We start from the raw sequence: 22,160 nt of genomic DNA on the forward strand, positions 1-22,160 counted from the left end.
GATGTCTGCCGGAAACGGGGCAGGTTCAGGCCACGGACGCGGTGCCGGCGGAGCTCTGGCCCGACGCGTGGGCGTCGAGCGCCTGGCGGATGCGGGCGGCCACGGCGGGGTGCACGGGCAGGGCGAGGTGCCCGACCCCGCTGACGCGTACGTTCACCGCGTCCAGGTCCGGGTGGTCGACGCAGGCGGCCTCGACCGGAACGATCACCTGGTCCAGCTCGCTCCAGAAGCTGACGAAACGGGTGCGGCAGCCGGGCGCAGGCAGTCGCAGTTCCTCGATCGGCGCCGAACCGCTGCGCATCTGGCGCACGATGGGGAGGGCGCCGGCCAGCGGGGCGACGGCGGTACCGCCGTGCGGCGTGCCGAGGGTGACGAGCGTGCGGACCCGCTGGTCACCGCCCAGTCGCTGGACGTAGTAGCGCGCTATCAGGCCGCCGAGGCTGTGTCCGACGATGTCGACCTCGTGATGGCCGGTGCGGGCGCAGATCTCCTCGACGTGCCGGCCGAGCAGCTCGGCGGCCGTGCGGATGTCGCAGGTCAGCGGCGAGTAGTTGAGTGACTCCAGGTGGTGCCAGCCGTGCCTGGCCAGTGAGCGGCGCAGCAGGACGAAGACCGAGCGGTTGTCGATGAAGCCGTGCAGGAGCACGACGGGCGGCCGTTCGGAGGCTCCGGTGGGGAGGGCGGTGGTCCCTGCGGGCGCGGTCGCGGGTGTGGTCGCGGACGCAGTCGCCGGCGTGGATGCGGGCGTGAGTGCGGGCGTGGGCGCGGGAGTGAGCGCGGGCGGGGGCGTGGGTGCGGAGGCCGGGTCGGTCGGTCCTGGTGCGGCGGCCGGCGTTCCTGTCGCCGCTGTCGCCCCGCCCGCGGGGTGCCGCTCGCCGGCGATGCCGGTGGGATACAGGAGCGTGTGCCCCGCGAGCACCACCAGTTCCAGCGCGGTTGCTCTCAGCAGGGCTGCGGACAACGGGGTGGACGGCATCCGGGCGGACGGCAGCCAGGCGCTGCCCACGCCCAGTCGGCGCAGCAGTAGGGGAAGGCTTGGCAGGGTCTGCATGGTCGACCTCCTGCTCCGGCATCCGGTGAGGAGCGGCTCGCTGCCCCGTATGCCCTCGTGGGGCGCCATGCCGGAGGAGGTCCGGACCGGCGGGTCGCCGTCCGGGACTCGCCGCCCGCGCTCGTCCCCAGGTCACACACGGTGACCGAGGGCAGGCGGGTGATGAGCCGTACCACCGTGCCGCGCGGCTGGCGGCGCGGTGGTACGGCGACCTCGTCGCGGCTCCCCTGGCGGCCGGTCCCGCACGGCAGGACTGCCGCGTGCTGCGGGAGCGGTGCCCGGTGAACATGTCCCACGTGTGATTTCCCCCTCCCCGCCCACCGCGAAACGGCGGCTTGCGAGATGCTGTCGATAACGTTCGTTCACATCCCCGGCCCTTCAGGCACGGGAGACGCATGTGGAGGCAGTGATGGGTGTGACCGGTCCGATCCGTGTGGTGGTGGCCAAGCCGGGCCTCGACGGCCATGACCGCGGGGCCAAGGTGATCGCGCGGGCACTGCGCGACGCCGGTATGGAGGTCATCTACACGGGCCTCCACCAGACACCTGAGCAGATCGTGGACACCGCGATCCAGGAGGACGCCGACGCCATCGGGCTCTCGATCCTCTCCGGTGCGCACAACACGCTCTTCGCGAAGGTGATCGAGCTGCTGAAGGAGCGCGACGCGGCGGACATCAAGGTCTTCGGCGGCGGCATCATCCCCGAGGCGGACATCGCACCGCTGAAGGAGCAGGGCGTCGCGGAGATCTTCACGCCGGGCGCGACGACGGTCGCGATCGTCGAGTGGGTCAACGCGCACGTCCGCCAGCCGGCCCAGGCCTGATCGACGCCGGGCCTGAGCTGACGGTGGGCCTGTATGGCGCCGGGCGTGTATGGCGCCGGTTTGAGCTGGCGGCGAGCGTGCACGACGCCAGGTCTGAGCGGCGGGCTTGTACGACGCCAGGGCTGAACGACGCGGGGCCTGTATGGCACCGGGCGTGTATGGCGCCGGGCGTGTATGGCGCCGGGCGTGTATGGCGCCGGTTTGAGCTGGCGGCGAGCGTGCACGACGCCAGGTCTGAGCGGCGGGCCTGTACGACGCCAGGGCTGAACGACGCGGGGCCTGTATGGCGCCGAGCTTGAGCTGGCGGCGGGCCGGGTGTGCTGCGGGGGCCGTTTCCGGGGTGCCCGGGTTCGAGCGGGCGCCGGTATCAGGCGGCCCGTTTCGTGCGGTTCCCGGGCTTCAGTGGCGCCTGGTCTTCTTCCAATCTTCAGTGGCGCCCGGTTCCTGCCGGGGCCGACGCATCCGGTGGCGCCCGGCCCCGGCCTTCATCCCGGCCTTGGTCCCGGCCCGGCCATCGTTCCGCCGTGGGGGCCGGCCTCGCGGTGCCGGGGCCGGGCCTGGGTCGGGGCTGCCTCAATGGCCCGGTTTTTTTGCCTTCAGGCCAGCGGCCGGGGCCGAGGCCCAGTGGCCCTCTCGCTCAGGTCTCCGGTGCCAGCTCCAGATCCATCGACGCGCGCAGCCGCAGAGTGGAGACCAGGCGCCGGAACGCTTCCGACCAGTAGCCGTTCGCACCCGGTGAGGCATCCGCTGGCTCGTCGGGCGTCGTGGTGAGTATCTCGAGCCGGTCCGCCGCGGCCGGGTTCAGGCAGCGTTCGGCGAGGCCCATCACCCCGCTGAAGCTCCAGGGGTAGCTGCCCGCGTCCCGGGCGATGTCGAGGGCGTCCACGACGGACCGCCCGAGCGGCTCCGCCCACGGCGTCGGGCAGACCCCCAGCAGTTGGAACGCCTCCGACAGGCCGTGGGCCGCGATGAACCCGGCCACCCAGTCGGCCCGTTCGGCGGCGGGCAGCACCGCCAGGAGCTTCGACCGCTCGGCGAGCGACGCCGTACCGGGGCCGTTCGACGGAGGCGTGGAGGGGGCGCCGAGCAGCGCCCGCGCCCACTCCGGGTCGCGCTGCCGCACCGCCGCCCGGCACCAGGCCGCGTGCAGTTCCTCGCCCCAGCCGTCGGCCACGGGCAGCGCGACGATCTCCCGCGCGCCACGCCCGCCGAACCGCGTCGGCCAGACGGACAGCGGGGACGACTCCACCAGCTGGCCCAGCCACCACGACCGTTCGCCCCGCCCGGACGGTGGGAGTGCCGTCACACCGTCGCGCTGCATCGCCGCATCGCATTCATGGGGGGCCTCCACAGCCACGGACGGGCCCGTGCCGGTGAGCCCGGGGCTCACGCAGGACAGGGCGCGGACCGCCATCCGGTGGGCCAGCGCTGATCCGGGAAGCGCGGACAGCAGCTCGGCGGCCGTGGCGCGCACATTGCGGCTGCGGTCGGCGAGGGCCCGCTCCAGGAACTCCTCGTCGGCTCCGGACAGCCCGGTGCGCAGCGAGTCGATGAACATCAGCCGGTCCTCGGCCCGCTCCGTGGACCAGGTGGTGGCGAGCAGGGCGAGGGCGGCGTCCGCGTCATGCGCCCGTACGGCGGACAGCAGAGCGACGCGTTCGGCGAACAGGCCCTCCTCCCACAGGCGGCGCACCGCCTCCCGGTCCGTCACCTCGGGCAGCAGCGCACTGCCCGACGCGCCCCGCAGCGCGAACTTCCAGTCAGGGTTCAGCCCGGCCAGCCACAGCCCGCGCGGCCCGGCGAACGCCAGGGCCTGGGGCCGCAGATCGGTGCGCGCCCGGGCCGCGTCCAGCAGGGGAGGCAACGCGGCGTCCGGGGCCCGGTATCCGTGCGCGTTGGCGGTGGCGAGCCATTGCGGGATCAGCTCCGTGAGATCCGGGGCCGTGCCACGTCTCCCACCCGAACCGCTCGGGGCCGCCCGGTCCGCGAGCAGCTGCGCCAGCCGGTTCCGGGCGGCCTCCGGCAGCGCCGGCCGCGGGTCGACGGGCGCGGGCTCGGGCCGGGGCGCCGCGGGGGCGGGCAACAGGCCCGCCCGCCGCCGCACGGTGTGCAGCGCGGCGGCGTCCAGCAGCGCTGCCGCCGTGCCGTCCGGGCCGGTGCCGGATGCCACCCCGGGCGGGCGGCGGTCCGTGCCGAGCAACGCCGAGGTGACGAGCTCCTCCCACGGCGCGGAGGCGAGCGTCCCGTGGGGCGCGGTGGGCTCGGCGGCCGAGCGAGCGGCCGGTGGCGGGGCGCCGGGTCCGTGCGAGGCGGTCGTGGGCGCGGGCGTGGTGGTAGGGGGCATCACTCCTCCTCCGGAGGTCAGACGAGCGGTACGGCCTCGGTGGCGTGCGGGCGGACGCGCGACGACGGATCCGTCGTCGCGGGACGGCCCTCAGGTCCGGACGGCCACGCCGCGAGCGGGTCGAAGCCGCGGTGGCCGCACTCCCCGAAGACGGTGAGCGGGCCGCCGCCCGAGAGCGCGACGAGCTTCCACAGCGCCGGCCGGGACAGCGCGGCAGCGGCGACGGGCAGGGCCGCATCGCCCTCCGCGTCCGCCAGTTGCCAGCCGTCCGCGGACGGCACGGGTATGACATCGCGGAGCGTGACCGGCCAGGACTCCAGCCACGGGTCGTCGCCCAGCGCTCTGCCGTACGCGGCGATCGCCTCGCCGACCGCGACGCCGGGCGGCGGAGCCCCGGCCGGCACGGGCGGCCCGAACTGCTCGCCCAGCTCCGCCCGGAGCTGTCCGGACCCCGGATAGGGCGTGACCTCGGCGTCGAGCGTGAGGCCCACGGGCAGGGCCTGCGCGGGGGAGCGCCCCGCGGCCCCGAAGGACAGCAGCAGCGCGACGCGGCCCGAGTCCCTTCCGTACAGCCAGATGCGGCGCGCGACGATCTTGCCCTCGGGTGTGTCGTACTGCGCGAGGACCAGCCACTGGTCGCGGACCGGCGGTCCCTCCGCGGGCGACGTCAGTCCCACGCGGGTGCGGACCGTCGCCGCCAGCGGCTGCGGAAGCCGGTCGATGCCCAGCCACGCCGTATCCAGCATGTGAAGCAGCGCGCACTCCTCCAGCAGCCGCACCGGCCAGCCTGGACCGGAGGCCACGATCGCGCCCAACTCCCGCACCCGCCCCGCCAGACCGGGTGCCTGCGCGTCGACCATGCGGGCAGCCGTCTCCTCCCACAGCCCGTACCCCGACTGCTCGGCCGAGGCCAGCCCACCCCGCAGCAGGTCGGTCAGGCGCTGCTCCAGCTCCTGCGCACCGCCGTCGATCCGCTCCGCCCGCCGCTCGGCGCGGCGCCGGGCGGCCTCCGGATCGGCCGGACCACCGCCCGCGACCTCTTCCTTGCCCCGGGCGCGGACGCGGCGGCCTTCCAGCCACTCGCCCGCCCAGTCGGGCGGAGCGGCGGCGGGCAGCGCCGATCCGTCGGACGCGTGGAGGAGCAGCAGACCCAGCGCGTGCTTGCACGGGAACTTGCGGCTGGGGCAACTGCACTTGTACGCGGGGCCCATGGTGTCGATCACCGTCCGGTAGGGCCTGCTCCCGCTTCCCCGGCACAGCCCCCACACCGCGCCCGAACCGTCCCCTCCGGTGTCCGACCACGGACCGGCCGCACCCAGCTTGTTCCCCGCCTTGCGTGAAGCGTCGTCAGGAGCCAGGGCCAGGACCTGCTCCACCGTCCAGCGCGCCGCCGGAGCAGCGGCGCCCAAGGGTTCTCCCCCGTCAGTCAGCAGCATGGGAACGACGTTAGGCCGCCCCACTGACAACGGGTTCTGACCTGCGAGGACTTCGATTGTCAGTGCCATGGTGCACCGTGGGAACCGCATCAGGCCGACCGACCTGGAGGGGGATCCATGACCGTGCCCGAAACCACCGCAGCCACCGGCGCCGAGGCCCTGCGCCCGCATGCCGAGGACGCCTTCGCCGAGGAGCTGAAGGCGCTGGCCGCCGCCGACGACCGCCCCCGGCCCCCGCGTTGGCGGCTGTCACCGTGGGCCGTCGCCACGTATCTGCTCGGCGGCACCCTCTCCGACGGCACGGTGATCACACCGAAGTACGTGGGCCCGCGCCGCCTCGTGGAGGTCGCCGTCACCACCCTCGCCACCGACCGGGCGCTGCTGCTCCTCGGCGTGCCCGGCACCGCCAAGACCTGGGTGTCCGAACACCTCGCCGCCGCCGTCAGCGGCGACTCGACCCTGCTCGTCCAGGGCACGGCGGGCACGCCCGAGGAAGCCGTCCGCTACGGATGGAACTACGCACAGCTGCTCGCGCACGGGCCCAGCCGGGACGCGCTGGTGCCCAGTCCGCTGATGCGCGCCATGTCCGAGGGCATGACCGCCCGGATCGAGGAACTCACCCGCATCCCCGCCGATGTGCAGGACTCGCTGATCACGATCCTGTCGGAGAAGACCCTCCCACTGCCCGAACTGGGCCAGGAGGTCCAGGCCGTCCGCGGGTTCAACGTCATCGCCACGGCCAACGACCGCGACCGCGGGGTCAACGAGCTGTCCAGCGCGCTGCGCCGTCGCTTCAACACCGTCGTGCTGCCGCTGCCCGCCACCCCCGAGGCGGAGGTCGACATCGTCTCGCGCCGCGTCGACCAGGTCGGGCGCTCGCTCGACCTGCCGCCCGCACCGGACGGTCTCGCGGAGATCCGCCGCGTGGTCACGGTCTTCCGTGAGCTGCGCGACGGGGTCACGGCCGACGGCCGGACCAAGCTCAAGTCCCCCTCGGGAACGCTGTCCACGGCCGAGGCCATCTCCGTCGTCACGAACGGCCTGGCCCTCGCCGCCCACTTCGGTGACGGCGTGCTGCGCCCCGGTGACGTCGCCGCCGGCATCCTCGGCGCGGTCGTCCGTGATCCGGCGGCGGACCGCGTGGTCTGGCAGGAGTACCTGGAGACCGTGGTGCGCGAGCGGGACGGCTGGAAGGACTTCTACCGCGCCTGCCGCGAGGTCTCCGTATGACCGGCGCGCGCCCGGCGGGGCCGCTGATGCTCGGGGTGCGGCACCACGGCCCGGGCTCGGCCCGCGCCGTCCGTGCCGCCCTCGACGCGGCCCGCCCGCAGGCGGTGCTCATCGAGGGACCGCCGGAGGGTGACGCGCTGCTGCCGCTCGCCGCCGACGAGCAGATGCGGCCGCCCGTCGCCCTGCTCGCCCACGCGGTGGACGATCCGGGACGGGCGGCGTTCTGGCCGCTCGCCGCGTTCTCGCCCGAATGGGTCGCCCTGCGCTGGGCCCTGGCGCACGGCGTCCCGGTCCGCTTCATCGACCTGCCCGCGGCGCACTCCCTGGCCATGGCGGAGGAAGGCGGACGGGACGGCGGGGCGGAGGCGCCCGCGGAAGGGGAGACGGGGCCTGCCGTGCCGCCCGTCGACCCGATCCGGGTGCTGGCCGAGACGGCGGGCTACGACGACCCCGAACGCTGGTGGGAGGACGTGGTCGAACACCGCGTCCCCGGCACGGGCGCCCCTGGTGCCGCGGTCGCCGACCCGCTGGCCGCCTTCGCCGCGCTCGGCGAGGCGATGACCGCCCTGCGCGAGGTGTACGGGGACGGCGGGCACCCCAGGGACGCGGTCCGGGAGGCGTACATGCGCCTCCAGATCCGCGCCGCCCGCAAGGAGTTCGGCGGCGCCTTCGCCGTGGTCTGCGGCGCCTGGCATGTTCCCGCCCTCGAAGCGCGGACGACGCAGACCGCCGACCGGGCGCTCCTCAAGGGCCTCCCGAAGGTCAAGACGGAGCTGACGTGGGTGCCCTGGACCCATCAGCGGCTCGCCCGGCACAGCGGATACGGGGCAGGGATCGACTCGCCCGGCTGGTACGAGCACCTCTTCGCCTCCCCTGACCGCCCGGTCGAACGGTGGATGACCAAGGTCGCCGGACTCCTGCGCGACGAGGACCGGTTCGTGTCCTCCGCCCACGTCATCGAGGCGGTCCGGCTCGCCGACACCCTCGCCGCCTTGCGGGGCCGGCCGCTCGCCGGACTCAGCGAGACGACCGACGCCGTCCGGGCCGTGATGTGCGAGGGCTCCGACGTGCCGCTCGCCCTCGTCCGGGACCGGCTGGTCGTCGGCGTGACACTCGGCGACGTGCCGGACACCGCGCCCGCCGTGCCGCTCCAGCGTGACCTGAACCGGCGGCAGCGCGCCCTGAGGCTCAAACCGGAGGCGGCGGAGCGGGAGTTGGAGCTCGACCTGCGCAAGGACACCGACGCCGCCCGCAGCCGCCTGCTGCACCGGCTGCGCCTCCTCGGCATCGGCTGGGGCGAACCCGCCGCGGGCCGGGGGAGCACCGGCACCTTCCGGGAGAGCTGGCGGCTGCGCTGGGAGCCGGAGCTGTACGTCCGCGTCGCGGAGGCGGGCGTCTGGGGCACCACCGTGCTCGCCGCCGCCACCGCACGCGCCGAGTCGGAGGCCCTGGCCGCCACCTCACTCGCCGAGGTGACCGCCCTGGCCGAGCGGTGCCTGCTCGCGGGACTGCCCGAGGCGCTCCCCGTCGTGATGCGGGTCCTCGCCGACCGGGCGGCCCTCGACGCCGACGTCGGCCACCTCGCCGACGCCCTGCCGGCCCTGGCCCGCACGCTGCGTTACGGGGACGTCCGTGCCACGGACACCGCCGCACTGGGCGAGGTCGCGGCCGGACTCGCGGAGCGGATCTGCGTCGGACTGCCCCCCGCCTGCACCGGGCTCGACACGGACGCGGCCGCCGCCCTGCGGCGTCAGGTGGAGGGCGTCCACACGGCGATCGGACTGCTCGCCGGCGCCGTACCGGCGGACGCGGACGGACTGCGCGAGCGCTGGAGAACCGTGCTGCACCGGCTCGCCGTCCGGGTAGCGGTCGCCGGCGTGATCCGCGGCCGGGCCGCCCGGCTGCTGCTCGACGACGGACACCTCGCCCACGACGAGGCCGCCCGGCTGATGGGCCTCGCCCTGTCACCCGGCACGCCTCCCGCCGACGCCGCCGCATGGATCGAGGGCTTCGTCGGCGGCGCGGCCGGCGGCGGCATGCTGCTGGTCCACGACGAGCGCCTGCTCGCCCTGGTCGACGCCTGGCTCACCGGCGTCCCCGCGGACACCTTCACCGACGTCCTGCCCCTGCTGCGCCGCACCTTCTCGGCGTACGAGGCGGGGGTGCGGCGCACGCTGGGCGAACTGGTCCGGCGCGGCCCGGCCGCAGCCACGACTTCCGGCGCCGGAGCCGTCGCGGGCCGAGAGTCCACCGCACCCGGGTTCGGCCCGGTCCTGGACGGGCCACGGGCGGACGCGGTGGTGCCGGTCCTGCGCCTGCTGCTGGGCCTGGACGTCGAGAGGCCGGCGGAGAAAGCGGAGAAACCCGACAACCACGAGGAACAGCTGGGGGCAACGGGATGACGAAGTCGACGAACACGACGGGTACGACGAGCACGGCGGCGGGCATTCCCGTGACAGCGACGACGGGGACGGCGGCGACGGCAACAGCGACGACGGCAACAGCGACGACGGGGACAGCGACGGCGGCGACTGCCACGCCCCCGGGCCCCGCGGGTCACGAGGAGCGGCTGCGGCGGTGGCGCATGGTGCTGGGCGCGGACAGTGCGGAGAGCACCGGCCGCACCCTCACCGGACGCGACGCGGCGATGGACGGTGCGCTGACCGCGCTCTACGAGAGCGGGGGCCGGCCCGGCGGCCGGGGCGGCAGCGCAAGAGCGGCCGGACTCGGGGCTTCCGCCCCCTCCGTGGCCCGCTGGCTCGGCGACATCCGCACGTACTTCCCCACGTCCGTCGTCCAGGTCATGCAACGCGACGCCATCGACCGCCTCGGCCTCTCCGCGCTCCTGCTGGAACCGGAGCTGCTGGAAGCCGTCGAGGCGGACGTCCATCTCGTCGGCACCCTGCTCTCCCTCGGCAAGGCCATGCCCGAGACGACGAAGGAGACGGCAAGAGCCGTCGTGCGCAAGGTCGTCGAGAAGCTGGAGAGGCAGCTCTCGACCCGTACCCGAGCGACGCTCACGGGCGCCCTGGACCGATCCGCGAAGGTCACGCGCCCCCGGCACCACGACATCGACTGGGACCGCACCATCCGGGCCAACCTCAAGAACTACCTGACCCTCCCCGGCGAGGACGGCGCCGGCACGATCGTCCCCGAGCGGCTCATCGGCTACGGGCGGGCCGCGCGGTCCGTGAAGAAGGAGGTCGTCCTCTGCGTCGACCAGTCGGGTTCGATGGCCGCCTCCGTCGTCTACGCCTCGGTCTTCGGCGCCGTCCTCGCCTCCATGCGCTCGTTGCGGACGAGGCTCGTCGTCTTCGACACCGCGGTCGTCGACCTCACCGACCAGCTCGACGACCCCGTCGACGTGCTCTTCGGCACCCAGCTCGGCGGCGGCACCGACATCAACCGGGCACTCGCCTACTGCCAGTCGAGGATCACCCGCCCCGCCGACACCGTCGTCGTGCTCATCAGCGACCTCTACGAGGGCGGTATCCGCGACGGGATGCTGAAGCGGGTCGCCGCCATGAAGGCGTCCGGAGTGCAGTTCGTGACCCTGCTCGCCCTTTCCGACGAGGGGGCTCCCGCCTACGACCGTGACCACGCGGCGGCCCTCTCCGCCCTGGGCGCTCCCGCCTTCGCCTGTACGCCGGACCTCTTCCCGGACGTGATGGCGGCCGCGATCGAGAAGCGGCCCCTCCCCATACCGGACAAGGAGGTCCCTCGGTGACGTCAGGCCGTGCGCGACCGCCGGCGCCTCACCACCGTCCCCGTATCGATTTGTCCACTGCGACCCGGCCACCAGCGCGATCTGTGACCGTAATCACCGCCCAGGGGGGATCTGCGATTTAGGGTCATGCGGGGCGCGGGGATAACCTGCGAGATGGACATGCCGCGTATCCGGTCACCGTGTGCGCCTTCCTAGTGACAGAGCAGTCACGTTGCCCCTCGCGGCACGCCCACGCAGAAAACCAACCGCGAGACCATTTGATAAGGGACGGACGCGCGTGGACCTGTTCGAGTACCAGGCGAGGGACCTCTTCGCCAAGCACGGTGTACCGGTGCTGGCCGGTGAAGTGATCGAGACGCCTGAGGCAGCCCGCGAGGCGACCGAGCGGCTGGGCGGCAAGTCGGTCGTCAAGGCGCAGGTGAAGGTCGGTGGCCGCGGCAAGGCCGGTGGCGTGAAGCTGGCCGCCACCGCCGACGAGGCGGTCGCCCGGGCGACCGACATCCTCGGCATGGACATCAAGGGCCACACGGTCCACAAGGTGATGATCGCCGAGCTGTCCCCGGAGATCGAGGCGGAGTACTACGTCTCGTACCTCCTCGACCGCACCAACCGCACCTTCCTGGCCATGGCCTCGGTGCAGGGCGGCATGGACATCGAGGAGGTCGCGGAGAAGACCCCCGAGGCCCTCGCGAAGGTCCCGGTCAACGCCGTCGACGGCGTCGACATCGTCAAGGCCCGCGAGATCGTGGCCCAGGCGAAGTTCCCGGCCGACGTGGCCGAGGGTGTCGCCGAGGCCCTGGTGACCCTGTGGGACACCTTCGTCGCCGAGGACGCCCTCCTCGTCGAGGTCAACCCGCTGGTGAAGACCAAGGACGGCCGCATCCTGGCGCTCGACGGAAAGGTGTCTCTCGACGAGAACGCCGACTTCCGTCAGCCCGGGCACGAGGCGCTCGAGGACAAGGCCGCGGCCAACCCGCTCGAGGCCGCCGCCAAGGCCAAGAACCTCAACTACGTCAAGCTCGACGGCGAGGTCGGCATCATCGGTAACGGTGCCGGTCTGGTCATGTCGACCCTGGACGTCGTCGCGTACGCCGGTGAGAACCACGGCAACGTGAAGCCCGCCAACTTCCTCGACATCGGTGGCGGCGCCTCCGCAGAGGTCATGGCGAACGGCCTGGAGATCATCCTCGGCGACCCGGACGTCAAGTCCGTGTTCGTCAACGTCTTCGGCGGCATCACCGCCTGCGACGAGGTCGCCAACGGCATCGTCCAGGCGCTCGAGCTGCTCAAGTCCAAGGGCGAAGCGGTCACCAAGCCGCTCGTCGTGCGTCTTGACGGCAACAACGCGGAGCTGGGTCGCAAGATCCTTTCCGACGCCAACCACCCGCTCGTTCAGCGTGTGGACACCATGGACGGCGCGGCCGACAAGGCCGCCGAGCTCGCCGCGGCTGCGAAGTAAGGAAGAGGGACTCAGACCACCATGGCTATCTTCCTCACCAAGGACAGCAAGGTCATCGTCCAGGGGATGACCGGCGCGACGGGCATGAAGCACACCAAGCTCATGCTCGCCGACGGCACCAACATCGTCGGCGGCGTGAACCCGCGCAAGGCCGGCACGACCGTCGACTTCGACGGCACCGAGGTACCGGTCTTCGGCTCCGTCGCCGAGGCGATGGAGAAGACCGGCGCGAACGTGTCCGTCCTCTTCGTGCCGCCGGCCTTCTCCAAGGCCGCCGTCGTCGAGGCGATCGACGCCGAGATCCCGCTCGCCGTCGTGATCACCGAGGGCATCGCCGTCCACGACTCGGCCGCCTTCTGGGCGTACGCCGGCGCGAAGGGCAACAAGACCCGGATCATCGGCCCGAACTGCCCGGGTCTCATCACCCCCGGCCAGTCCAACGCCGGCATCATCCCGGGCGACATCACCAAGCCCGGTCGCATCGGTCTGGTGTCGAAGTCCGGCACGCTGACCTACCAGATGATGTACGAGCTGCGTGACATCGGCTTCTCGTCCGCCGTCGGCATCGGTGGCGACCCGGTCATCGGTACGACGCACATCGACGCCCTCGCGGCGTTCGAGGCCGACCCCGACACCGACCTGATCGTCATGATCGGCGAGATCGGCGGCGACGCCGAGGAGCGTGCGGCGGACTTCATCGCGAAGAACGTCACCAAGCCGGTCGTCGGTTACGTCGCGGGCTTCACCGCCCCCGAGGGCAAGACCATGGGCCACGCCGGCGCCATCGTCTCCGGTTCCTCCGGCACCGCCCAGGCGAAGAAGGAGGCCCTCGAGGCCGCCGGCGTCAAGGTCGGCAAGACGCCGACCGAGACCGCCAAGCTGGCACGCGAGATCCTCGGCGCCTGACGCCAGGCGCGTGAGGTCCGGCGCCGGCCGCCGGACGCCTGAGCCTGCCGCCGTCGCCCCACGCCTCACCGCGTCGGAGCGTCACCGCGGTCGGCGCTCACGGACGAAGACGCGGGCCCGCACCCCTGACCAGGGGTGCGGGCCCGCGTCTTCGTCTGCCGCAAGCGCTGCCGGAGTGCCGGATCAGCCGGCCCGGGGGACCAGGCGGGCCGGACCCCGCACCAGCTCACCGCCGAGCTTCTTCTGCAGCTTCTTGTCCTGCGGAGTCAGCTTCTGCGGGCCACCGAGCGGAGGCACCCCCTCCACCTTCTGCGCGGGCGACTGGGGTGTCTCGTACCGCGTCGGGGCCGTGGCCAGGGTGATCAGCGTCAGCCCGATCAGCAGCACGGTGAACGCGATGGCCGCCCGGGTCCAGAGCTCCGCCTTGCGCTCGCAGCCCGTCCGGATCAGGCCGGGCTCGAGGAGCGAGGGGACGGGCTGGGTCAGGGCGAGGGCGCCGAGGTGTTCGTGCAGCAGCGCGGACTGCTCGGCCGGTGTGGACGGCTTCGCGAGCTCGGGCAGCTGCTCGGTGACGGCGGCCCGGGCGTTCATCAGCCGCCCAGCGGCCGCCGGAGTGCTGGCCTCCGTCTCCGCCGCGGTCTCCGGCAGCCCCAGGCCGACACCGTCGTGCAGCAGCAGGGTGCGGCGGTACGAGGGCGGCAGGGCGAGCAGCACGTCGAGCAGCGCGCGGGGGCCGGGTGCCTCGGGCGGGGGGTCGGGGTGGCGATGCTCACGGCGCAGCCGGTGCCACGGCGACATCGCGTACTCGTAGGCGGCCGCGCGCACCCAGCCCACCGGATCGCGGTCCACGGCGACCTCCGGCCAGCGCTGCCAGGTCTGCTCGAAGGCCTTGCCGACGGCCTCCCGGGCCAGGGCGCGGCGGCCGGTCAGCAGGTAGGTCTGCCGGTAGAGCGAGGCGGCGGCGTGCTGGTACAGCGCGTCGAAGGCCTCGGCGGCCGAGGACGGCCCGGCCCCACCGGCCCCTTCGGCCGCTGCGGCTGCCTCGATCACCTCGATCGCTTCAAGCACCTCGGGCGCCTCGGCGGGCCTGGGTGTCTCGGGTGCGGTGGTGCTGGGCTCGGTCGGATCCATGACGTCGCTCCCGGTGGCTTCGACGGGGGTCGGCGGACGGGTCTTCGGGGAGGGAGTCGCGGGCGGCCCGGCGGCCTTCGGAGCTGAAGACCCGGCCGCCGGCTTCGTCGCCGCCGCTGCCGCCAGGGCCGCCGGGACCGCCGTTGCCGCCGGGGCTTCGGCGGCAGCGGGCCTCAGGTCCTTGGCGGCGGTGGTCGTCCCGTTCTCGGCGGCAGCGGTCCTCAGGTCCTCGGCGGCGGTGGTCGTCCCGTTCTCGGCGGCAGCGGTCCTCGCGTTCTCGGCGCCGGCGGTCCTCGCGGCTTCGTCCGACCTGGCCTGCCGTGCGGCGGCTCTCGGCCGGCAGTTCGGGGTGGCCGACGTGATGCGGGCGGGGTGTGAGGCGGACCGCGTCCCCCCGCTTCCGATCAGACGCGCGTACACCTCGCGCTTGCGTCCCCGCGGGCTGGTGCGGCCCGTCTCCCAGGCCCGGACCGTGGCCCGGGTGACGCCCACGGCCGCCGCGACCTGCTCCTCACTCAGCGATTTCGCCTCCCGCAGCCTGCGTCGCTCCTTGGGTGAGGGGAGCGGCGGGGCGGCGGGCGCGACGGTCGTGCTCTGGGTCATGAGGGCGCCTCGCCCGGCCCGCACTGGGGGAAAAAGTACATAAACGTATATTGGGCGACACCACGGCCGTTCGCCCGTTACACGAAATAAGTGCGTGTCGTTGGGAGCATGGCGGCGTGACCCACATGACCGAACGCGGCCCGTCGTTGTCGGCAGAGCACGGACGGTCCGTCGTGCAGACCAGGGCGCTCCTGCGCGGGGCGCTCGCGGCAGGGCTGGGACTGGGCTCCGTCATCGTGCTCGTCGTGGTGCTCTGGATCAGCTCCCCGGGCCCGGCCAGCAGCCCCGGCGAAGCCTTCCGGGCGGCGGCGGCTGTCTGGCTGCTCGCGCACGGCGCCGAACTGGTCAGGACCGACACCCTGACCGGGGCCCCGTCCCCCGTCGGCGTCGTTCCGCTCCTGCTCGCCGCCCTGCCGGTCTGGCTGGTGCACCGGGCGGCCAGGGACGTGGCGGAGTCCGAAGAGGGGCACGGCGTTCTCTCGGCCGGAGGCACGGTCGCCCTGGTGACGGGGGGATACCTGCTGGTCGGGGCGGCTGCGGCGCTCTATGTCCGGGAGACCTCGCTGTCGGCCCGGCCGCTGACCCTGCTGTTCCCGACGGTCCTCGTCGTGGCGGGTGCGGCCGCCGCCGGGGTGTGGACGGCCTCGGGGTTCCCGCTCGGGCCCCCGCCCTCCTGGGCGCCGGTGTGGCTGCACGAGGCGATGGCACGGTCCCGGTTCGCGCGGCGCGCCGAGGTGGTGGGCAGGTCGGCGGCGGCCGGAGTGGCGGTCCTGCTGGGCGGGGGCGCGCTGGTGGCAGCGGTGGGGCTGATGTGGCACGCGGGATCGGTCCAGGAGTCCTTCCTGCACCTTTCCGGCGACTGGGCCGGCCGGTTCTCGGTGCTCCTGCTGGCACTGGCGCTGGTGCCGAATGCCGCGGTGTGGGGCGCCGCGTACGGGCTCGGCCCGGGTTTCGTGCTCGGTACGGCGTCCACGGCCACCCCGCTCGGCTTCCTGGGACATCCGTCCCTGCCGGACTTCCCGCTGCTGGCCGCACTCCCGGCACAGGGCCCCGGGACGCCTCTGCACTGGTTGACAGCGGCGGTTCCCGTGGCCGTCGCCGCGACGGTGGCCTGGTTCACCGTGCTGAGGGCGGCACCCACCCCCGGTGAGCGCGCGGAGGCCTGGGGTGCGGGGGAGACGGCGCTCACCACCGCGCTGGGGGCGGTCGGTTGCGGGATCGGCGCGGCCCTGCTGGCGGCGGCGGCCGGGGGACCGCTCGGGACCCACGCCCTCGCCCGGTTGGGCCCCGTGTGGTGGCTCACCGGTGCGGCCGCCTTCGGGTGGACGGCGGCGCTCGCCGTCCCGGCGGCGCTGCTGCTGCGGGCCTGGCGGCTGCGCGGGCGTACACCGGCGGAGTCGCAGGGCGCCGCCCCCTCGGGCGGCGGCCCGGGCGGTGCGGACACGGCGCGGGAACCCGGTGACGCGGCGGAGGCGGAACCGGGGAGGGCCCGGCCCGGGTGGTGGCCGAGGCACGGCCGCCGGCCGGCGGAATCCGGGGCGGAGGAGGCCCCGGCGCCCGTGGCCCACCCGGCCGGCCTGACGGACGGTCGCCCGGAGGAGGAGGACGACGAGTTCGAGGCGTACGACTTCCTGCCGACCAACCCCTGGCACACGAAGGCACCCCAGGCACCAAAGCCACCCCGGGCAGCACAGGCACCACTCGCACCGCCGAAACCCCTGGCGTCCGAGGCGCAGCCCGGCGAACCCACAGTCCCAGGAGACCCCACACCGCTCACGGACTCGACACCGTTCACGGACTCCACACCGCTCACCGACTCCACACCGGCCACGGGCCCTGCACCAGCCACGGCGTCCGCACCTGCCCCGGACCCGGCGTCGTCCCCACCGGCCACACCCCTCGGCCCGCCCGGTACGCGGGACGCTCAGCCGTGACGGTCCTCCGCGGTGTCATGCCGTGACGCGGCCGCTCCGTGCGGGTCCGACGCCTCGACGGAGCTACTCCTTGACGCCGAAGAAGGGCTCCAGCGGCTTCGGGAGCTGGTCGTTGCAGGACAGCTGGCCCGTCTTGGTGAGGGCGTCGTTCACGCAGGTGTAGTAGTCGCGGTAGACGAGCTGCACCGTGAACGTCGTCGCGACGATCGACAGGGCGATGAGCGCGGTCACCAGACCGCTGACCGCGGCCGTCGTCTGCTGCCGGCTGCCGCGCTGGAGATAGGCGGTGTTCTGCGGGCCCGCCCCGGCCGGGGAGTCCGCGGCCGGCGTCGGTGCGGACGGAGTGCCGGACGCCGTGCCGGGCCCCTGCCCGAAGGCGCTCATGCCGGGAGCCCCGGTGGCCTCCCCGGTCGCGGCCGGTTCCTTCGGCTTGGCCCGCAGCGCGCTGATCGACCAGTAGGTGGCGAGTGCGCCGAGCAGCAGCGCGATCTCCGGGAAGTCGAAGAGCGCGAAGAAGAAGGCCCACATGCCGGAGAGCAGCGAGTACCGGGCGCGGCGCTGGACCGGGTCGGTCGGGTCCCAGCGCAGGCCGCCGCGGGGACCCTCGGAGCCGCCCCGTCCACCGCCCTGGCCGTTCGGTCCGCCGGGCCGGCCGCCGAAGGTGCCGCTCTGGCGCCCCGGCTGGTGGCTGCTCCACTGGCTGCCCCAGACGGGCCGGTTGTCGGAGGACCCGTCCTCGGGCGCATCCCCGGACTCGCCGTTGCCCTCGCCGTCACCGTTCGTACCGCCGTTGACCGGCCGGCGCGGCTGCCACGGCTGGTCGGGGCGGTCCTCGGGCGGCGGAGCGAAGGGGTTGTCGTCCCCCGGGCCGGAGGACCCGGCCGGCGAGGAAGAGGAAGAAGAGGATCCCGTGGGGGACTGGCGCTCCCGCATCAGCAGTGAGGACCGCTCGGGCAGCGGGTGGCGGAAGGCGGTGCGGCGTCGGTCCGGCATGTGGTGAACGTCTTCCCCATCTCGTCATTTCCGCCCTGCGGACGGTTCGCTCTCCCTGACGCTACCCTCCGGCGAGGACGGGCCGAAAGCTGGGCGTACGGGCGCGGTGGCGGGCAGCCGCCACCCAGGACCCCGTTGCCCGCACAGGCCCGCGGGCTCCGGGCCCTCACCCCCGTCAGGCGAGGGCCTTCCGAGGTGCCGGTATCGTTGCTGACGGTCGGCACGTTCGTAGAGTTCCCCGTATCGGGGGGCGTGATTCTTTCGTACGACCGTACAAACAGCATGGCCGTCGTGCCGCCGCTCCCGCAGTGCGGCGCGTGGTGCGGCCGCTTCGAACCGCTCCACACGCGAGAAAGGGCCCGCCCGTGGCCTCCCCGCTCTCCTCCGCCGGACCGGCCCGCCTGGTCGTCCTGGTATCCGGCTCCGGTACGAACCTCCAAGCCCTGCTCGACGCGATCGGCGCCGACCCCGACGGGTACGGCGCCCGGATCGTCGCGGTCGGTGCGGACCGCGACGGCATCGCCGGTCTGGAGCGGGCCGAGCGGGCCGGGCTTCCCACCTTCGTGTGCCGGGTCAAGGACTACGCGACGCGGGGGGAGTGGGACGCGGCGCTCGCCGCGGCCACCGCCGAGCACCGCCCCGACCTCGTCGTGTCCGCGGGCTTCATGAAGATCGTGGGCAAGGAGTTCCTCGCCGGGTTCGGCGGCCGGTTCATCAACACCCACCCCGCCCTGCTCCCCAGCTTTCCCGGAGCCCACGGCGTGCGCGACGCGCTCGCGTACGGCGTGAAGGTCACCGGGTGCACCGTCCACTTCGTCGACGACGGCGTCGACACCGGTCCGATCATCGCGCAGGGCGTGGTCGAGGTGACCGAAGAGGACACCCCGGAGGGCGAAGAGGCCCTCCACGAACGCATCAAGGAAGTCGAGCGCCAGCTGCTCGTCGAGGCCGTGGGGCGGCTCGCCCGTGACGGCTATCGCATTGAGGGACGAAAGGTTCATCTCGGTCATGACGGTGAATAAGCCCATCCGCCGCGCCCTGGTAAGCGTCTACGACAAGACGGGGCTCGAAGACCTCGCCCGCGGTCTGCACGAGGCGGGTGTCGAGCTGGTCTCCACCGGCTCCACCGCCGGGAAGATCGCGGCCGCCGGGGTGCCGGTCACCAAGGTCGAGGAGCTCACCGGCTTCCCCGAGTGCCTCGACGGCCGCGTCAAGACGCTGCACCCGCGCGTCCACGCCGGCATCCTGGCCGACCTGCGCCTGGACGCCCACCGCGAGCAGCTCGCCGAGCTCGGCGTGGAGCCGTTCGACCTCGTGGTCGTCAACCTCTACCCGTTCAAGGCGACCGTCGCCTCCGGCGCCTCCGACGACGAGTGCGTGGAGCAGATCGACATCGGCGGCCCGTCGATGGTCCGCGCCGCCGCCAAGAACCACCCGTCGGTCGCCGTCGTCACCAGCCCCGAGCGGTACGCCGATGTCCTGGCCGCCGTCAAGGCGGGCGGCTTCGACCTGACCGCCCGCAAGCGGCTCGCCGCCGAGGCCTTCCAGCACACCGCCGCGTACGACGTGGCCGTCGCCTCCTGGTTCGCGGACGGTTACGCCGCCGCCGACGACTCGGGCTTCCCCGACTTCTTCGGTACGACGTACGAGCGCGGCAACGTCCTGCGCTACGGCGAGAACCCGCACCAGCCCGCCGCGCTCTACACCTCGGGCACCGGCGGCCTGGCCGGGGCGGAGCAGCTGCACGGCAAGGAGATGTCGTACAACAACTACACGGACACCGACGCCGCGCGCCGGGCCGCGTACGACCACGCCGAGCCGTGCGTCGCGATCATCAAGCACGCCAACCCGTGCGGCATCGCGATCGCCGACGACATCGCCGAGGCGCACCGCAACGCCCACGCCTGCGACCCGCTGTCGGCGTACGGCGGCGTCATCGCCGTCAACCGCCCGGTGACCGTCACCATGGCCGAGCAGGTCGCCGACATCTTCACCGAGGTCATCGTCGCCCCGGCGTACGAGGACGGCGCGGTCGAGGTCCTCACCCGCAAGAAGAACATCCGGGTGCTGCGCTGCCCCGAGGCCCCGTCCGCCGAGGTCGAGGTCAAGCCGATCGACGGCGGTGCGCTGCTCCAGGTCACCGACCGCCTCCAGGCCGACGGCGACGACCCGGCCAACTGGACGCTGGCCACGGGTGAGGCGCTCTCCGCCGACGAGCTGCGGGAGCTCGCCTTCGCGTGGAAGGCGTGCCGCGCGGTCAAGTCCAACGCGATCCTGCTCGCCAAGGACGGCGCCTCGGTCGGCGTCGGCATGGGCCAGGTCAACCGCGTCGACTCCGCGAAGCTGGCCGTCGAGCGTGCGGGCGAGGAGCGGGCGCGGGGCGCGTACGCGGCCTCCGACGCCTTCTTCCCCTTCCCCGACGGACTGGAGATCCTGACCGCGGCCGGCATCAAGGCCGTGGCGCAGCCGGGCGGTTCGGTCCGCGACGAGCTGGTGGTCGAGGCCGCGAAGAAGGCGGGCGTGACGATGTACTTCACGGGTACGCGGCACTTCTTCCACTGACCTCACGACGAAGGGCCGGTCCCCCCGAACGAGTTCGGGGGGACCGGCCCTTCGTGCCGCTCTGCCGCGTTACTACTTGATCTTGACCACCAGGGTGCCGGCGGCACGGTCGTGCCAGCCCTGCAGCTTCCCGGAGTTGTCGAAGAACGGGGAGAGGTAGGTCAGGATGGCGCCGATGTAGCAGAGGAAGGCACCGACGATCGGGATGATCCAGCGGATGAATCCGGCGCCGAGGCCCGGGTTCAGGCCCGTGTTCTCCTTGACGACCTTGACGCCGAGGGCCTTCTTGCCGAGCGTGGCGCCCATCAGGGAGATCATCAGCCACTCGTAGAGCAGCGTGATCAGGACGAGGATGGCGAGCATGCCGAACATGGTGGCGATGAAGCTCATGCCGGCGTCGTTGACGCATTGCTGGTAGCCCGGGTCCAGGGAGGAACCGCAGTCATCGGTGCTCTCCGCGAGACCCAGGGCGCCGGCCAGGCCGATCGCGCTGAAGATGCCGTAGAGCACACCGATGATGAGACCGTCCAGGCAGCGGGCGCCGAGGCGGCGGCCCATCGAGGCGACCTCGACCGTGCCGAGCACGGGCACGTTGATGTACCCGTTGTTGGCCTGAAGGGTGCCCGGCTGCTGCTGCGGGTAGCCGTAGCCCGGCTGGCCCTGCGGGGGCACGCCCGGCTGCTGCGGGTAGCCGTAACCCGGCTGGCCCTGCGGCGGGACGCCCTGGGGGGCCTGCTGCGGGTAGCCGTAGCCCGGCTGGCCCTGGGGCGGCTGGCCCTGCGGCGGCTGACCGGGCTGCTGCCCGTAGGGATTGTTCGGGTTCGGGTCGCCGAAGCTCATCTGGGGCGTTCCTCCAACGGACGTACGGGGACGAATGCGGCCGCACGGAGGAATGCAAACATCAGCGGTCCGCCCCCCGGGTACTTCTGCGGCACTGCGGCCCTCATCGTCATAAGCGGGACGTAAGTTTGTCCAGTCGCTGCCCAAGAAGTTGTCCAAGTGCAACCTTGCGTCCACGGCCGGTACCCGGAATTGGTCCGCGGGCGGGGTCATCCGCGAGTATGGATACATGACTGCCCAGATTCTCGATGGCAAGGCCACCGCAGCCGCGATCAAGTCCGATCTCACCGTCCGCGTGGCGGCCCTCAAGGCCCGGGGTATCACCCCCGGGCTGGGAACCCTGCTGGTCGGGGACGACCCGGGCAGCAGGTGGTACGTGAACGGCAAGCACAAGGACTGCGCCCAGGTCGGCATCGGCTCCATCCAGCGTGAACTCCCCGACACCGCCACGCAGGAGGAGATCGAGGACGTCGTCCGCGAACTCAACGCCGACCCCGCGTGCACCGGTTACATCGTGCAGCTGCCCCTGCCCAAGGGGATCGACACCAACCGCGTCCTGGAACTCATGGATCCTGCCAAGGACGCGGACGGCCTGCACCCGATGAGCCTGGGCCGGCTCGTGCTCAACGAGTCGGGCCCGCTGCCCTGCACCCCGCAGGGCGTCGTGCAGTTGCTCCGCCACCACGGGGTCGAGATCAACGGGGCGCACGTCGTGGTCGTCGGGCGCGGTGTCACCATCGGCCGGTCGATCCCGCTGCTGCTCACCCGCAAGTCCGAGAACGCCACCGTGACCCAGTGCCACACCGGCACCCGTGACCTCTCCTCCCACCTCCGCCAGGCCGACATCATCGTCGCCGCCGCGGGCGTGCCGCACATCATCAAGCCCGAGGACGTGAAGCCGGGCGCGGCCGTGCTCGACGTCGGCGTGAGCCGTGACGAGAACGGCAAGATCGTCGGTGACGTCCACCCGGGCGTGGCCGAGGTCGCGGCCTGGATCTCGCCCAACCCGGGCGGTGTCGGCCCGATGACCCGCGCCCAGCTGCTCGTCAACGTGGTGGAGGCGGCCGAGCGCGACGCCGCCGACGCCGTCTGAGCCGGCTGATCCGATCCGGAAGGAACCC

At 73.2% G+C, this 22,160-nt stretch carries 16 protein-coding genes; 10 read left to right on the forward strand and 6 right to left on the reverse strand.

Annotated elements, in window-relative coordinates; translation table 11 throughout:
* Positions 1-25: 25 nt before the first annotated feature.
* The gene (locus ABZ454_RS24735) at positions 26-1,051 is read right to left on the reverse strand and encodes an alpha/beta fold hydrolase (RefSeq protein WP_359540966.1); all 1,026 of its coding nucleotides are present in this window, start codon (positions 1,049-1,051) and stop codon (positions 26-28) included.
* Between the two features lie 409 nt (positions 1,052-1,460).
* Here ABZ454_RS24735 and ABZ454_RS24740 point away from each other — a divergent pair, with 409 nt between their 5' ends.
* On the forward strand, positions 1,461-1,874 hold the full coding sequence (locus tag ABZ454_RS24740) for a cobalamin B12-binding domain-containing protein (protein WP_356315564.1): 414 nt from the start codon (positions 1,461-1,463) through the stop codon (positions 1,872-1,874).
* 637 nt (positions 1,875-2,511) lie between these two features.
* Here the strand turns inward: ABZ454_RS24740 and ABZ454_RS24745 are convergent.
* Entirely contained in the window at positions 2,512-4,218 is a 1,707-nt protein-coding gene (locus tag ABZ454_RS24745; RefSeq protein WP_359540969.1) for a DUF5691 domain-containing protein, read from the reverse strand.
* Between the two features lie 17 nt (positions 4,219-4,235).
* The gene (locus ABZ454_RS24750; RefSeq protein ID WP_359540972.1) at positions 4,236-5,654 is read right to left on the reverse strand and encodes an SWIM zinc finger family protein; all 1,419 of its coding nucleotides are present in this window, start codon (positions 5,652-5,654) and stop codon (positions 4,236-4,238) included.
* A gap of 117 nt (positions 5,655-5,771) precedes the next feature.
* Here ABZ454_RS24750 and ABZ454_RS24755 point away from each other — a divergent pair, with 117 nt between their 5' ends.
* The 5 genes from ABZ454_RS24755 (at position 5,772) to sucD (ending at position 12,976) form a co-directional block, all read left to right on the forward strand.
* Positions 5,772-6,884, forward strand: coding sequence for an AAA family ATPase (locus tag ABZ454_RS24755; RefSeq protein ID WP_359540974.1), 1,113 nt, complete (start codon positions 5,772-5,774; stop codon positions 6,882-6,884).
* Complete coding sequence (locus ABZ454_RS24760) at positions 6,881-9,286, forward strand: DUF5682 family protein (protein WP_359540975.1); 2,406 nt, start codon at positions 6,881-6,883, stop codon at positions 9,284-9,286. Before ABZ454_RS24755 ends, ABZ454_RS24760 begins: the two co-directional genes overlap by 4 nt.
* A 182-nt stretch (positions 9,287-9,468) precedes the next feature.
* Positions 9,469-10,611 carry a VWA domain-containing protein gene (locus ABZ454_RS24765; protein ID WP_359541093.1) on the forward strand — a complete coding sequence of 381 codons (1,143 nt, stop codon included), beginning with the start codon at positions 9,469-9,471 and terminating at the stop codon, positions 10,609-10,611.
* A 277-nt stretch (positions 10,612-10,888) separates the two neighbouring features.
* Positions 10,889-12,070, forward strand: coding sequence for an ADP-forming succinate--CoA ligase subunit beta (gene sucC, locus ABZ454_RS24770; RefSeq protein ID WP_356315552.1), 1,182 nt, complete (start codon positions 10,889-10,891; stop codon positions 12,068-12,070).
* Between the two features lie 21 nt (positions 12,071-12,091).
* On the forward strand, positions 12,092-12,976 hold the full coding sequence (sucD, locus tag ABZ454_RS24775) for a succinate--CoA ligase subunit alpha (protein WP_356315549.1): 885 nt from the start codon (positions 12,092-12,094) through the stop codon (positions 12,974-12,976).
* Positions 12,977-13,159: 183 nt separating this feature from the next.
* Here sucD and ABZ454_RS24780 read toward each other — a convergent pair whose 3' ends face one another.
* Positions 13,160-14,710: a helix-turn-helix domain-containing protein gene (locus ABZ454_RS24780; protein ID WP_359540976.1), complete on the reverse strand. Its 1,551-nt coding sequence runs from the start codon at positions 14,708-14,710 to the stop codon at positions 13,160-13,162.
* A gap of 125 nt (positions 14,711-14,835) precedes the next feature.
* Between ABZ454_RS24780 and ABZ454_RS24785 the strand changes: the two genes are divergently transcribed.
* Positions 14,836-16,644: a DUF6350 family protein gene (locus tag ABZ454_RS24785; RefSeq protein WP_359541096.1), complete on the forward strand. Its 1,809-nt coding sequence runs from the start codon at positions 14,836-14,838 to the stop codon at positions 16,642-16,644.
* 63 nt (positions 16,645-16,707) lie between these two features.
* On the opposite strand, the gene ABZ454_RS24790 is transcribed toward ABZ454_RS24785, so the two are convergent.
* The gene (locus ABZ454_RS24790; protein WP_359540978.1) at positions 16,708-17,637 is read right to left on the reverse strand and encodes a hypothetical protein; all 930 of its coding nucleotides are present in this window, start codon (positions 17,635-17,637) and stop codon (positions 16,708-16,710) included.
* Between the two features lie 365 nt (positions 17,638-18,002).
* Between ABZ454_RS24790 and purN the strand changes: the two genes are divergently transcribed.
* Positions 18,003-18,659 carry a phosphoribosylglycinamide formyltransferase gene (purN, locus tag ABZ454_RS24795; RefSeq protein ID WP_359540981.1) on the forward strand — a complete coding sequence of 219 codons (657 nt, stop codon included), beginning with the start codon at positions 18,003-18,005 and terminating at the stop codon, positions 18,657-18,659.
* Complete coding sequence (gene purH / locus ABZ454_RS24800) at positions 18,646-20,199, forward strand: bifunctional phosphoribosylaminoimidazolecarboxamide formyltransferase/IMP cyclohydrolase (protein ID WP_359540983.1); 1,554 nt, start codon at positions 18,646-18,648, stop codon at positions 20,197-20,199. Before purN ends, purH begins: the two co-directional genes overlap by 14 nt.
* A 72-nt stretch (positions 20,200-20,271) precedes the next feature.
* Here purH and ABZ454_RS24805 read toward each other — a convergent pair whose 3' ends face one another.
* Positions 20,272-21,039, reverse strand: coding sequence for an RDD family protein (locus ABZ454_RS24805; RefSeq protein WP_359540985.1), 768 nt, complete (start codon positions 21,037-21,039; stop codon positions 20,272-20,274).
* Between the two features lie 229 nt (positions 21,040-21,268).
* Here ABZ454_RS24805 and ABZ454_RS24810 point away from each other — a divergent pair, with 229 nt between their 5' ends.
* Positions 21,269-22,132 (forward strand): bifunctional methylenetetrahydrofolate dehydrogenase/methenyltetrahydrofolate cyclohydrolase, encoded by an 864-nt coding sequence (locus ABZ454_RS24810; protein WP_359540987.1) that lies wholly within the window; start codon positions 21,269-21,271, stop codon positions 22,130-22,132.
* Positions 22,133-22,160: the final 28 nt, after the last annotated feature.

Source organism: Streptomyces sp. NPDC005803 (genome assembly GCF_040630435.1).
Classification (GTDB): domain Bacteria; phylum Actinomycetota; class Actinomycetes; order Streptomycetales; family Streptomycetaceae; genus Streptomyces.

Coding starts and splice junctions, on each gene's coding strand:
- ABZ454_RS24750 (WP_359540972.1), bottom strand. CDS start 5,654: ATGCTGCTGACTGACGGGGGAGAACCCTTGGGCGCCGCTGCTCCGGCG.
- ABZ454_RS24785 (WP_359541096.1), top strand. CDS start 14,836: ATGACCGAACGCGGCCCGTCGTTGTCGGCAGAGCACGGACGGTCCGTC.
- ABZ454_RS24735 (WP_359540966.1), bottom strand. CDS start 1,051: ATGCAGACCCTGCCAAGCCTTCCCCTACTGCTGCGCCGACTGGGCGTG.
- ABZ454_RS24740 (WP_356315564.1), top strand. CDS start 1,461: ATGGGTGTGACCGGTCCGATCCGTGTGGTGGTGGCCAAGCCGGGCCTC.
- ABZ454_RS24780 (WP_359540976.1), bottom strand. CDS start 14,710: ATGACCCAGAGCACGACCGTCGCGCCCGCCGCCCCGCCGCTCCCCTCA.
- sucD (WP_356315549.1), top strand. CDS start 12,092: ATGGCTATCTTCCTCACCAAGGACAGCAAGGTCATCGTCCAGGGGATG.
- ABZ454_RS24765 (WP_359541093.1), top strand. CDS start 9,469: ATGGTGCTGGGCGCGGACAGTGCGGAGAGCACCGGCCGCACCCTCACC.
- ABZ454_RS24745 (WP_359540969.1), bottom strand. CDS start 4,218: ATGCCCCCTACCACCACGCCCGCGCCCACGACCGCCTCGCACGGACCC.
- ABZ454_RS24755 (WP_359540974.1), top strand. CDS start 5,772: ATGACCGTGCCCGAAACCACCGCAGCCACCGGCGCCGAGGCCCTGCGC.
- ABZ454_RS24805 (WP_359540985.1), bottom strand. CDS start 21,039: ATGAGCTTCGGCGACCCGAACCCGAACAATCCCTACGGGCAGCAGCCC.
- purH (WP_359540983.1), top strand. CDS start 18,646: ATGACGGTGAATAAGCCCATCCGCCGCGCCCTGGTAAGCGTCTACGAC.
- ABZ454_RS24810 (WP_359540987.1), top strand. CDS start 21,269: ATGACTGCCCAGATTCTCGATGGCAAGGCCACCGCAGCCGCGATCAAG.
- ABZ454_RS24790 (WP_359540978.1), bottom strand. CDS start 17,637: ATGCCGGACCGACGCCGCACCGCCTTCCGCCACCCGCTGCCCGAGCGG.
- ABZ454_RS24760 (WP_359540975.1), top strand. CDS start 6,881: ATGACCGGCGCGCGCCCGGCGGGGCCGCTGATGCTCGGGGTGCGGCAC.